General features: G+C 39.8%; 12 protein-coding genes. 7 read left to right on the top strand and 5 right to left on the bottom strand.

The genetic code is table 11. The features are described 5' to 3' along the window. Positions 1-75 precede the first annotated feature (75 nt). Genes FM037_RS08350 through FM037_RS08340 form a run of 3 tightly spaced genes read right to left on the bottom strand, consistent with a single transcriptional unit; the run spans position 76 to position 1,860 of the window. A complete protein-coding gene (locus FM037_RS08350; RefSeq protein ID WP_144045618.1) occupies positions 76-531 on the bottom strand; it encodes a YaiI/YqxD family protein in 456 nt (151 codons plus the stop codon). 40 nt (positions 532-571) lie between these two features. Continuing rightward, positions 572-1,111: a regulatory protein ToxS gene (locus FM037_RS08345; RefSeq protein ID WP_144045617.1), complete on the bottom strand. Its 540-nt coding sequence runs from the start codon at positions 1,109-1,111 to the stop codon at positions 572-574. Beyond that, complete coding sequence (locus tag FM037_RS08340; protein ID WP_185976981.1) at positions 1,096-1,860, bottom strand: winged helix-turn-helix domain-containing protein; 765 nt, start codon at positions 1,858-1,860, stop codon at positions 1,096-1,098. Before FM037_RS08340 ends, FM037_RS08345 begins: the two co-directional genes overlap by 16 nt. A 521-nt stretch (positions 1,861-2,381) precedes the next feature. On the opposite strand from FM037_RS08340, the gene FM037_RS30360 reads away from it, so the two are divergent. Then, the gene (locus FM037_RS30360; protein ID WP_144045615.1) at positions 2,382-2,795 is read left to right on the top strand and encodes a response regulator; all 414 of its coding nucleotides are present in this window, start codon (positions 2,382-2,384) and stop codon (positions 2,793-2,795) included. 39 nt (positions 2,796-2,834) lie between these two features. Next, on the top strand, positions 2,835-5,792 hold the full coding sequence (locus tag FM037_RS08330) for an ATP-binding protein (RefSeq protein WP_144045614.1): 2,958 nt from the start codon (positions 2,835-2,837) through the stop codon (positions 5,790-5,792). Between the two features lie 44 nt (positions 5,793-5,836). Here FM037_RS08330 and FM037_RS08325 read toward each other — a convergent pair whose 3' ends face one another. Beyond that, a complete protein-coding gene (locus FM037_RS08325; RefSeq protein WP_144045613.1) occupies positions 5,837-6,634 on the bottom strand; it encodes a FimV/HubP family polar landmark protein in 798 nt (265 codons plus the stop codon). Positions 6,635-7,147: 513 nt separating this feature from the next. Here FM037_RS08325 and FM037_RS08320 point away from each other — a divergent pair. Both FM037_RS08320 and FM037_RS08315 read left to right on the top strand, forming a co-directional pair. Beyond that, a complete protein-coding gene (locus FM037_RS08320; RefSeq protein WP_144045612.1) occupies positions 7,148-7,306 on the top strand; it encodes a DUF3012 domain-containing protein in 159 nt (52 codons plus the stop codon). Positions 7,307-7,406: 100 nt separating this feature from the next. Further along, the gene (locus FM037_RS08315; protein ID WP_144045611.1) at positions 7,407-7,916 is read left to right on the top strand and encodes a hypothetical protein; all 510 of its coding nucleotides are present in this window, start codon (positions 7,407-7,409) and stop codon (positions 7,914-7,916) included. A gap of 54 nt (positions 7,917-7,970) precedes the next feature. Here the strand turns inward: FM037_RS08315 and FM037_RS08310 are convergent, their stop codons facing one another. Continuing rightward, complete coding sequence (locus tag FM037_RS08310; RefSeq protein WP_144045610.1) at positions 7,971-9,359, bottom strand: agmatine deiminase family protein; 1,389 nt, start codon at positions 9,357-9,359, stop codon at positions 7,971-7,973. Between the two features lie 212 nt (positions 9,360-9,571). On the opposite strand from FM037_RS08310, the gene FM037_RS08305 reads away from it, so the two are divergent. The 3 genes from FM037_RS08305 to FM037_RS08295 all read left to right on the top strand — a co-directional run bounded on the left by FM037_RS08305 (position 9,572) and on the right by FM037_RS08295 (position 13,208). Beyond that, the gene (locus FM037_RS08305; RefSeq protein WP_144045609.1) at positions 9,572-10,969 is read left to right on the top strand and encodes an aminotransferase class III-fold pyridoxal phosphate-dependent enzyme; all 1,398 of its coding nucleotides are present in this window, start codon (positions 9,572-9,574) and stop codon (positions 10,967-10,969) included. Then, a complete protein-coding gene (locus FM037_RS08300) occupies positions 10,962-12,392 on the top strand; it encodes a Na+/H+ antiporter NhaC family protein (protein ID WP_221937486.1) in 1,431 nt (476 codons plus the stop codon). Before FM037_RS08305 ends, FM037_RS08300 begins: the two co-directional genes overlap by 8 nt. 147 nt (positions 12,393-12,539) lie before the next feature. Further along, entirely contained in the window at positions 12,540-13,208 is a 669-nt protein-coding gene (locus FM037_RS08295) for a TorF family putative porin (protein WP_221937485.1), read from the top strand. Positions 13,209-13,325: the final 117 nt, after the last annotated feature.

The raw sequence follows: 13,325 nt of genomic DNA, 5'->3' as shown, positions 1-13,325 counted from the left end.
GCACCTGAGATAAATGTAGAAAACCAGAATTAAGGGAAGCAAAGCACAGATAAGTATCTGATGAAGCTAGGGCTGTTAAGCAGGTTTGTGGTGCTTAGTGATAAATCTATCGAGCTCGTTAGCAAACGCCTGTCGTTCACTCTGACCCAAGGGTGCCGGGCCGCCAGTTTGCACACCACTGGCTCGCATGGTATCCATAAAATCACGCATATTCAGAATAGCCTTAATATTTTGCTCGGTATAAAGCTCACCACGGGGATTAAGCGCCACGCCGCCTTTATCGATCACCTCAGATGCCAAGGGGATATCGGCGGTTATCACTAAATCGCCCGCATCGAGCCGCTTAACTATCTCATCATCGGCCACATCGAAGCCCGACGAGACTGTCACCATCTTAATAAAACGAGATGGCGGCACACGCATCGAATGATTGGCCACCAGCGTCACTTCAACTTTAGCTCTATCTGCTGCTCTAAACAGCGTCTCTTTTATTACACCGGGACACGCATCGGCATCAACCCAAATTTTCATATGTTTCCAATTACAATAAATGTACATAATATCAGTTAAATCATTTACCATTGAAAATGGTTTGTACATGATTCAGATTATTCAACAAAAATGTTTTATCATCTATCCAATAAATTATCTGGTTATCAGAAAATGCTCGTTTTATTACATTTTCAGCCAAATTCAAAATAAACTCATTGTCAGTACCGGCAATGACAGGTTTTAATTCAGATATATCTTCAGGCATAAAATTTAACACATTCCCATTAACCTCCCACCTTCCATTACTGTTTATATTATATTTAAATATAACTTCCTCATTTGTATCTAACTCGAGAAACTGAATATGAATAATAGTAGAGTAATCATTGTCACTATGGAACTCTAATTCACCATCAAAGTTAGCTGTCACATCACCTTCAAACCGACCTAACATTGCTGAATTATTATTAATGTAAACCTCCTCATGAAATTCCCAGCGACCTTCCAAAAAGGCGTTGGAATTCCCATATCCTGTTCCATAAGTAAGTCCAAAAAAAACACTGAAAAAACACACTAAAAAAATAAACAAATAATTCATGTTCTTCAAAAAATAAGACATTGATTACTCTCCAGTGGAATATTAGAATTTAGCCCGATCCGAAAAGAAAAACTACTGCTGTCATCATAAAAAAACAATAACGACAAAGTTCTTTCATCTTTAGATGAAATAAAAACTTTACTTAATTTTCCCGAGTATTCATTTGAAATATAAATTATACACTTCTTAATAATAGGGAATAAATCTGAATTTATTTCGCTATCAGCAAACCCCAACAACTCTACATTGTCTATTAATAAACCGGTAAAAGACTCAACCTTAACTTCCGGATCATGTTCAGTTACAACCCAAGAAATTAAAATAGCTAAGCATATAGCTGAAAATATTGAAAAGGTCATTTTTAGCGTAGCTGGGTTTTGATAAAATGATGCAGATTTATTTTTACCAAACATACCAGAGTTTTCAGTTATCTCTACACCAGGAGTCAACATGTAGCCCATTTTAGTTACGGTTTTGATATAACTCTGCTCTCTGACATTGTCGTCTAAAATCTTCCTTAATAGGGATACAGTTTGGTTAACACTGGTTTCATCAACAACTAAACCACGTTTTAGCCAAACTTCCTCTAGTATTTGCTCCCGGGAAACCACATCTCCCTTATGGGAAATAAAAAGGCTCAATAATCTGGATTCATTAATCCCAAGTTCGATAGTACTGTCATTTAACGTATCGGTTAATTGATCCGTGCAGGCATTAAACACATACCTCTTACCTAAGCCATAAACCTCAGTAACATCATTATCTTTCACAAATTTCTCCATTGTATCAATTGAAGACCACAGTAAGTTTACATTAACTCTTTGAGGACTTAGCTGAGGCGGTGACCACGTGTTTCTCTCAATAGCCAAGTGTATCAAGGCTAGATTAATACTCAACGACAATTGCTACATTAATGCTACATTAATGGAACATTAGAGCGTAAAAACAGATGTAAAAAGGTAAGTGGAGCGCCAGAATCATTTTCATAAGATAATTTTATATAATTATTCAAAGTATCACAAACATTCCAAGCTCCCCAAAAAAACCAACGACAAAAAAAATCAATTAAAACAATTGATTGGAAGTAGTTTTAGGATTGTTTTATTTGGAGTAAATAATTTAAACACATTTATATCGATTTTAGATTATTCACACCTCAAACTGCACTAGCCACAGTATGCTTATACCAATAAAAGTGCAATTCACACAAGCTTAAGCTGGCTATGCTAACTGTATTTACATCCATAATGCGTAATGTCATCGAGCTAAAGTGGGTATAACGACAGTTAATATGAGACTAATTATGTTAGAGAAAAAAGAAAATATCCCAACTAATGATGATATCAAAGTATTGATCGTTGATGACGTTAACATCAACTTGATTCTGGGGAAGAGGCTGTTATCTAAGCTAGGGGTCAAAGTAGACACTGCAGACTCTGGAGTGCAGTGTCTAGAGAAAATGAGACAGGATGACTATCATCTAATCTTACTCGATATACAAATGGAGCCTATGACGGGCCCAGAGACAATGGCCGAAATAAGGAAAAACACACACTGGGACCAGGTCTCGATAGTCGCTGTATCCTCTAGCCTCACCGAAGAAATCATCAACCAATGTAGAGCATTCTCTGTAACACATTTTTTGAAACGGCCTTTTCTCAAGTCAGACTTGAACACGATATTAACTTCTTTAGTAAGCAGCTAGTTTCGAATAAATAACATTTTCCTACAAGAGAAATTAGATATGGACTCACGAAGTAATAATAGATTACTTACCAGTAAAACTAAGGTTAATAAAATCTCATTACGTTTTTATATCCTAATAAGTATTTTATTTATCGTAGGTATCATAGGCGGAGGCGTACTCTCAAATTTAAGCTACCATATCGATGATTACATCACAGTAGATCAGGCAACAACAGCATTAGACAAGGCACGTTTGAATGAACTCGTGTATGCCCGTGATGGTAGTTTGTTATCGGCTGGTACGATTCAGAACAATATGGATAAAATTCTAAAAAGTATCCATAGGGATGAGTTAGCAAGCTATTTCCGCAATGATAATGATGGTGAGAGCAAGTTTATTTTTTCACTAAACAGTTATGAAGAACAATTTAAGCTCTTTGTGAAACAACAAAATAAATTCAACAATGGAAAAAAAAGAGTTGCATTAACTGCAGCAGAAATGACCAACAAACTAATTGAGCTGACCCAATATCAGGAGAAACATATCAAGGTTGATGTGAATAGTATTAACAACCTAAGAAATATAGTCGATAACATATACAGAATAGTAATGATAACTACGGATACAAGAACAAAATCTCAGCAAGTAATGAGTCTTCTTCGTAATTACGAAAAAAATAAATTCCAAAAACAAGCTTTACTAGAAATAACGGGGCAGTTAATAAAAAACCTGTCATCTGAAAGCTTTAATATGGATAGTAGCTATTACTTTATAAAAACAAAACAAGCTGCAGAAAACTTTTCAAAATTAGCATCTAAATCTGTCCCTATCAAAAGATTGAAAGCGGCGGGAGTCACATTGATCGATGCTTCGAATAAGCTTGACAATGTTGAACATGAAAATCTTAACGGTGCTCAGCAAAGAATCTGGAGAGTCCAAACTTCAGTTTTGAAGCGGGTTAACATCTTAAAAGAGATCAATTTACTCACCCAAGGCTTCAACAAGTTAAGGCTTTATGAAGACGAATTTTACACATCCATTAATGATGATGTCTATTTTGATGAATCAAAAGTGCTTACACAGCTAGAAAAAACTGAAGAACAAGCTAATTTAGTCACAGGAACACTGCTTAAAAATGATGAGAAGCAGCAGTTATCCATGACAATTGACACCTTGGACCAGTACCGGAATAATTTCGAATCGTCAGTCAGTAGAGCAAGAAAAATCGCCATCATCAAAAACAAAATGCATACATCGGCTGTTGCTACCGACAAGTATTTAACAGACATGCTAGAAAAAGAATCTCAGGACATAAAAAATGCCAACAAGATAACCTCGAACATGTGGTGGTTAGGCGGCCTATTTTTCATGGCGCTTGTGATATTACTCATTTCTGTCCGCCGCTCACATAATGAAATAGTCGATCTCACACAGGACCTAAATCAGGCGGTTACTGACGCTGAGAAAGCAAAAGAGGCGAAATCTTTTTTCCTTGCTAATATGAGCCATGAAATCCGCACCCCGATGAATGCCATCATAGGCATGACAGATTTGGCTCTACAGACAAACCTAAGCTCAGAGACATCATCTTATATCAAGGATGCTAATCAATCTGCAAAATTATTACTTGGTATTATCGACGACATACTCGATTTTTCAAAAATAGAAGCCAACAAGTTAACATTGGAAGAAGTCGATTTCGATATCCGAAAAGTAGTCAAGGATTTCGACGTCGTTATCCGTAATAGAGCACAGGAATCCAGTTTAACCCTGCAGATCCATATAGATGAAAACGTACCCAACTTTTTAAAAGGTGATCCATTACGCTTGTATCAAGTCTTGCTAAACTTGGGCAGTAACGCAGTTAAATTTACTTCTAAAGGTAGCGTAACGTTAAGCGTTAGCAAGCTCACGGAAGAAAGTCCTCCGAAAAGCATAGGTTTACAATTCAAGGTGCAAGACACGGGAATTGGCATGAGTAAGCAGGAAACTGAAAATCTGTTCCAATCATTTACCCAGGCTGACTCCTCCACTTCACGAACATTTGGCGGCACTGGACTTGGCTTAGTCATTAGCCGGCAACTAGTCGAATCCATGGATGGTGATATTAGCATCGAAAGTGAAAAAGGCGTAGGAACTACATTTCTAGTTCGCGTTTATTTTAAGCCTCCAAGTTCCGATAAATTATCCATACTCTCTGATGACGCCCTTAATACTGATCAAAGTGTCATGTCTAAGAATATAGCCTCGCTTATCGGTAAAAAAATATTATTGGCAGAAGATAATGAAACAAACCAGAGACTGATAAAAGCCTTATTTTTGAAGAAAGGAATCGAAATCACCATAGTTAATAACGGGCTTGAAGCCGTCAAATTATTAGAAAAAAACACATTCGATGCGATGCTAATGGATTGCCAAATGCCGATACTGGATGGTTACCATGCGACTCAAAGAATAAGAAACGAGCTCAATTTACAAGCGCTTCCAATCATAGCGCTCACGGCAAATATCATGTACGAAGATCGTCAAAAGGCGTTCGCTTGCGGAATGAATGATGTGATAGGTAAACCATTAGATTTTGAGAAACTAATAGCCACATTAGTTAAACATATAGAAATAGCGGGTGAAAATGTTGAGTTAGCAAAACCGAATCCGGGACAGCCGGAAATAAAGAGCATCCAGAGTAAACCTATCCTGGATGTGAACGCAGGATTAACAATTACCGACCATGATGAAGACTTGTATATCGAACTACTCGGTTACTTTATCGAAAGCTACTCGACACTAAATCTTTTGGCTAACGACCGAACTCCAAGTGAAATAAAAAATTACCTGCATGAATTAAAAGGGGTAGCAGCCAATATAGGAGCTACAGCACTCGCAGATCTTTGTTCAACTTATGAAGCCCACTCTGACTTAACAGGTTTAAATAGCCAACAAATGAATGGAATTACAACATTGTCAGATAAAACCAATCAGGAAATCACCCGATATTTAAAAGAAGGTAGACCGTAAATTTCATATCCTATTTAAATGATATGAAATTTTGATTACTTACACTATTGCTTACTTAGTCGATTAAATTTCTCTCTAGCCAGCCCTGTTTCATTTATGGTTAGAATCAGTTTATCACTAGGACAAGTCAGGTTTGCACCGCGAACCAATCGATTGATGTTCTGGTTTTTAAACTTAGTTAGATTGTTTTTATATATCGCCAGCACAGCGCCATAGATGCTTGTTCCCCAATCATTTTTATATTGCTTAGCTATACTCCACAGGGTTTCACTCTCATCAAAGCGCAAATAACAAACGCTTCCTGATCTGCCTACTTCCGATGCCACCACTCCCATCCTTGAGGTCTTTATGGCTTGATTATCAACAATATCACTATGAGTAGTGTTAACTGAAATAGTCTGATTATGGCTAGACTGGCTAAATCCAGTAGAGTAAATTTTATCCCAGTGACCAGATTTACTCTCATAAACATTAATTTTGGCACCTTCAAGATCTAACCTTGGATCCACAAGGGCCTCCAGCATAAAATGATTAATTATTTTATGCTTAATAATCACCTCCTCCTTTTGTTTATTTGAAAGTGTGACTAAGAGCCGGCTATTAGATTTATCCCCCTCAACTAGATTTAACTTTACAGACAACATTTTAATCTCAACGGAGCTGACATCGTGCATGCTGATATGCTTTATTCCAGCTAACGCAGGATCGCAAAACAAAAATATAAAAAATACTAGAAATAAAATAAAAACATGAAAGCCCCTATAAAAACAACTCTGACCATAACGGTAGTTAATACTGCAGTTATGACTTTCTCTAGATTTATATAAATTTAACAATACCATTCGAATAACACACCCTAAACTATAATTACATAGCTGAAGCCATAGTCTGACAAAGACTCATAAATTCCAGTTTTAAAACGATACTAAGTACGTTTACAAGTAAGTTTATCGCTTTTTTTAAAATATTTAGTATCAAAAAGGTACTTATGATAAACCATGGAGATCTGATTGATTTTCATAATAATTATCAATATAGGATTAAGGGGGAAACCGATACTCAGGTGAAACACAAAAAACACCAATGATAAACTCAGATAGAAACTAATGAGTTAGTGACATAAAAACACCTGTTAAGTATATAATCGTTATGTATATTGTAATTTTACATGCTAAATAAACTCATTAAATTAGATACAAAAAACTTAGTCAAAACAAGAGTTAAATATACTGAGAAAAACGATTTACCTTATCAAAAATGATCGACTCTTACAGCTAAAACACTGACGATACCAAAATTTTATTGAGAAATGATAAATTCCGTAAAAATAAATCATCATTAAGACTGGAATGATCATGAAAAAAACGATCGGTATTATCTTAGCTTTATCTCTTCTATCTGGCTGTGCTCCTGAAATAGGCAGTAAGGATTGGTGCAAAAACATAAAAGAGAAATCTAAGGCTGATTGGACGATAAAAGAAGGAAAAGAGTTCGCTAGCAACTGCATTTTCTAAAGAATCAGCAGAAAAACTAAGTCGGATATTTTCGACTTAGTTTCAGCTCAAGTTAACTGCCCCCCTACCTGACGATTGATGATATTCCAAGGAAGTAAATTTGATCACAACCATCTTTGAAGCGAGCGCCTGGCTTCAGTATGAACGAGTCCTCATTATTTTAAGCATCTTCTTAATTAGCTGTACACTTCTGCACTATAAATACAAAAGAAATATTCCCTGGAAGATCATGAGCCTGACGGCCATATTCGCGTCAGCCTTGATCACTAGCCGAATTTCAGCATTAGAGTTTGATGGCATGTTAGCAAATCCAAAAAACATCGAAATAGTTAATGGTTTATTTCACCATGGAGAGTATAGATTTACAGACATAGCCAGCGATAGCATAGATTATCGTGAGATCAGACTAAGCGACAGAATGATTAAACTGTATCATTCAGGCTATATGTACAGCTCCAGATGCTATCGAAAATTCTTTAGTTCTAACAGCATAGAAGAGAACAGCAAGTTACGCATGTACATATATTGGTTTGAACATGATTACATTTTTAATGAAAAGAGCCATAAGTTGAAAACCCCCTGCATTTTAAAGATAGAACAGGTAAGTTAATCAATTCAGCTAAATGACTCACCCATTTGATGAGTCACTAACTTACATCAGCCCCTAACAAACTAAATGCCTAAGCTGGTTGATGCTGGGTGACACAGTGTATCCCCCTCCTGCATAATTTAATGCATCAGCATCTATCTGAATGACTTTATGTTTCGGGTAAGCAAGGCTGAGTACCTTCTTGGCTTCGGCATCTTTCTTCGGGCTGTTATAACTCGGCGCTATGATCGTATTATTGGTAACCAAGTAGTTAGCATAGCTTGCCGCTTTCACCACCTGGATTGGCTTCCCCTTCGGAAATGCCACCGCATGTGAGGGATAAGTATATGACTCCAAATACTTATACATATCTTGATCAGGTTGTACTTCAATATACTCGAGATCCGGTACGGGAAGCTCAATAATATTAAATGGATTTCCGTCCTGATCTTTCGCTGCAGACAAGGTGCGATGCGCATGCTGAAGCCTTGCATAATTAACACCATGAATAGGATCGCTGGCCGCTTCTTCGGCTGTAGGCATGGTCAGAATAATATCAGTTGCGTTAGCAAATCTTGCACATTCGTCCGTATGCCCACCCACTGTTTGCGGGCCATACAAGAAGAGGGTTTCAGTTGCAGATACCGCATAGGGTAACGGCCCCCAGAAGGCTAACGGATCTTCATAAACCCCGGAATTGAGCCAAATCACATTAGTCACACCTAACGCACTCTCTAATTTAGCCGTAATTTCATCTTCAGATAAGTTGGGGTTGCGATCAAATTCCACGTCTCTGCAGACAATAAGCGTCCCCTTGCCGTTGGGTATTCTGTCACCCCCTTCACTCACCAGAGATGTCTGATAATATTCATTGGTCGAGAACTCTTTCAGTTTTGATACTTCGAAAGGAAGTTTGCTCATAGCGACGGACGTTGCATCGTCCGTCGTCGAATAGCCCCATTGATTCTGAGTAAAACTTGATATGGCCGTCTTGCCGGTTTTACGATTTTTCAAGAAAACTGGGCCAAAGTCACGCTGCCAGATATCCACCGGATTGACATAAACATAGTTGAGGAAGCGGTTCGTGCCAATCTCATAACCTTGCTCTTTGAACCAAGCTTTAATGACCTGTTCACCCGCTAAATCTGTACACATAAGCTGAACGGTAACGCTTTCCTGTACCAGCGCCTGAATGATATTCGCAATGGCAAATTTAGTGTCGAGTTTGGGATCGGTATACCATTGAAATGTAGGCCAACCAAGCCAAACAGCCTTTTGCTTTTCAAACTCACCGGGAATGGTAAATCCGTCACTTTTAGGTGATTTTTCTATATCTGATAATGGCTCTGCGGCTTGAGCACTCCCGGAAATAACCAAGGAAGATAAGCCAGAGGCAAATAGGGTGGAACCGCCAGTAATCACGGCAGCAGATTTTAATAGATCACGTCTGGATTGTTTAAACATATTGAGTCCCAATTTAATTTTAATCGTTTTTATCAGTAAACTTTTTTATGACTTCCCATTACACAAGTTCAGTACAAACAGAACACTTGTTAAACACTCTAATCAATATTTAATGGTTTAATGAGCTCATGACAATAACCCCTCGGGGGTATTGCTCACTTCACGCAGAACTTGTTTATTAGAGGTACATCAACAAAAAGACAGGTGGTAATGTGACCGATTCAATTAAGACAGATAAAGTATGGCAGCAAGATAAAAATCATTTTATTCATCCATATACAGACTTTTCTACTTTCCATGAAGAGGGAAGCCAGGTAATTACTAAGGCTAAAGGCAATTTTGTTAGTGACTCACAAGGGAACACATTTTTAGACGGTATCGCAGGACTTTGGTGCGTCAATATCGGTCATGGCCGTGAAGACATGGCAGATGCTATCCATAAGCAGATCACCCAGATGCAATATTTTAATCCCTTCGGTCACTCCACCAATGCACCAGCCTCAGAATTAGCCGCTGAGATAGCCAAGAGAACCCCTGGGGACCTCAATCATGTATTTTTCACCTCAGGCGGCTCAGTCTCCAACGACTCAGCTTTTAGAATAATCCACTACTACAATAACCTACGCGACAAGACCACCAAGAAGAAAATAATCTCTCGTGATAGTGCGTATCATGGTTCAACCTATTTCGCAGCGAACCTTACCGGGATACAAGCCACCAAGAGCAGCTTCGACTCCTTAGGCGATGAGCTCATCAGTTATGTCTCAGCCGCCGATATGTATCGACGCCCAATAGGTGCAGAGCAGCTAACCGAAGACGAATACGCTTGTTTTCTTGCCAATGAACTTGAAAATCATATTTTACGCTTAGGTGCCGACAACGTTGCAGCCTTTATTCTCGAACCTGTGATGGGTGCAGGCGGCGTACTGGTTGCCCCTAAGGGTTACCATAAAAAGTGTGCCGACATATGCCGTAAGTATGATGTATTGGTCGTCGCCGATGAAGTTGTCACGGCTTTTGGACGTCTTGGACAATGGTTTAGCAGTGAAGCCATATTCGATTTTGTACCCGATGTATTAATCACCGCCAAAGGCATTAATTCAGGCTACATCCCCCTAGGCGCAACGATTATATCAGCAGACATCTATCGGGTTATCAGTCAGCCCCAATGTGAAGGCGGTGTCTTCTCCATGGGCTTCACCTACAGTGGACATGCTACAGCTTGCGCCGCAGCATTGAAGAATTTCGAGATCCTTGAACAGGAATCCCTGTTTGATAATGTCAATAAATTGGGGCCTTATCTGCAACAAACAGCCCGTGAAACACTTCTCACAAACTCAATTGTTGGTGATGTGCGCGGTACAGGCTTTATGCTGGCCATCGATCTGGTATCGAACAAGCAAACGAAAGAAAGACTGTATCAGGCGCAGCGAGTGTTCGAGAAATGCCTCGAGAAAGGCCTCATCATTCGCCCCGTGGGCAATATTATCGTCATATCCCCACCACTCACATTAACCAGAGACAATATAGACAGCTTAATTTCCAAATTGAAAGAAGCTATAGATGAAGTGTCATCAGAAGTGCTCCTTGGGGATAATCTTGATGCCTAACGATAATGCAATGCCTCTACCAAGCAGCGACAAGCTATCAAAAAAAATCGGCTATTTGTTAGGTTTTGCGACTCTCGTTATCTTGTTCATCTATATTGGCCAAAACCACGTACAGGGAGAAAGTTTTGGCTGGCTAAGTATATTGCCAACCTGCATCGTCTTAGGCATTGCATTTACAACCCACCGTTCGGCTGAACCTTTAGTTATCGGCACCGTTGCAGGTCTTATCATGCTCAACCCAGGTGAAACGGTTCCAGGCATCGTTGAGGTCACCCAAGCCGTACTGGTGGATCCAACCATAGCCTGGATCATCTTAGTCTGTGGCTTAATGGGGGGCTTGATAGCCTTACTGGAAACAGGTGGCAGTATATTTAACTTCAGCCGGGTCTTACTCAACAAGGTAAAGAGTAAAGAGCAGACCATGCTGATCACCTTCTGTCTGGGAATTCTAATCTTCATCGATGATTATTTAAATGCCCTGGCTATATCGACATCCATGAAGCTACTCACCGACAAATACAAGATTTCACGGGAGAAGCTTGCCTACCTGGTTGATTCAACCGCGGCGCCGGTATGCATATTGGTGCCCTTCTCCACCTGGGCGGTATACTTCGGCTCTCTACTGGAATCCAATGGCATAGCCGAATCCGGTCAAGGACTGGCAATCTATATCGATGCCATTCCTTATATGGCCTATGGTTGGGCAACCTTGGCAGTGGTATTTCTGGTCGCCATTCGCAAGCTGCCAGATCTTGGTCCCATGAAAGCTGCTGAACAGAGGGCACAAGCTGGGCAGCCCAAACCTGATGGTGTCGATGAAATAGACCTTGAACTCGTACAGGACAAGCAGACCTCAGATCTGATGGGAGTGATTAACTTTTTACTGCCTATGTTTGTTCTGGTCATCGCCAGCTGGCTTTACGGCATAGACTTACTTGCTGGTGTCATAGTGGCGATAACATTCACTATTGGCCTGTATTGGCTACAAAACATCTTATCGATTACCAAGATGTTCGATTCCATGTTCAAGGGTTTCAAGGTGATGTTGGTCCCCCTGGCAACGGTGATCGGTGGCTTTATGCTTAAAAATGTCAATGACCAACTGGGATTGACTCAATATATTATCGACACGATAGTGCCATACATTTCACCCGCCATATTCCCGGCTGTTATATTTCTGGTGTTAACAGCCATGGTATTTGCAACAGCGTCGATCTGGGGCTTGTTTGCCGTCGCCATGCCAATCGTCTTTCCTGTTGCCATCGCCATAGGAACACCTATGCCTATCATAATCGGCGCCTTACTCTCGGCCGCCGCCGCAGGTAGCCATTCCTGTTTCTTCAGTGATTCGACTGTGCTTTCGGCTCAGGGAAGCGGCTGTACCCCATTCAACATGCCAGGACTCAGCTGCCTTATACCTTAATAGGCATAGCTATCACGGCCATTTTCTTCTTAATCATCGCTTAGTAGGAAATAAGTAACAAGCTGGGGGAGAGTTAACCTCTCCCCTTTTATTTTCACAATCCCCCGAGATGTTATGAACAGATCTAATGTATTTATGGCAAGCTTAATGTCATTAAGCTTTTCCCCCGTGATGGCCACCGAACTCTCAACCAATTTAGGCGCAACGTCAGATTACCGTTGGCGCGGACAATCATTGAGCGCTGGCGATCCAGCCCTACAAGCTGGAATAAATGCAGACTTTAGCAATGGACTCTTCGTCGGGGCTTGGGCATCCAACCTGGACTACGGCGGCGATGAGAGTGTCGAGACTGACTTTTGGCTAGGTTACTCAAATAATTTATCTGCAGATATCGATTACAGCGTGAGCTTAATTAGCTATCAATATCTCGGCTCACATGATGTTGCCGGATTTGAGGAGTTGCTTTTAGGCTTATCTGGATTTGGACTGGATGTCAGTTATTACTTTACCAATGACATGTCAGGTTTAGGCGATATCAGCCATTACATCAGTGTTAATTACAGTTACCAAATCATGGAGAAATACAGTATAGACTTACACGCAGGTAGAAACTGGGGAAACTACTGGAGCAATTGGGATATTGGTGCCTATACAGACATGTCCGTTGGACTATCGACCCAAGTCATGGGGATAGACATATCCTTAGCCTACTTATTTAATGATATAAACACAGAGATGAAAGTTGATAGTGGCGTGTTTAGAAACGATAACCATCTGCTACTCTCCATCAACAAGTCGTTTAATTTTACTCTTTAAACCTAGAAGTCATAAGTGATTTTTCTTACAACTTACCGCTTACGACTCACAGCTCATTCATCAAGGCCCAAAAGGTTACCTCTTAACCTTTCGGGCCTTTCCTAGTCAAATAGCTAA

Source organism: Shewanella psychropiezotolerans (genome assembly GCF_007197555.1).
GTDB lineage: Bacteria > Pseudomonadota > Gammaproteobacteria > Enterobacterales > Shewanellaceae > Shewanella > Shewanella psychropiezotolerans.
Note: the sequence above shows the minus strand (reverse complement) of the source record. Positions and strands in the feature narration are given on the sequence as shown.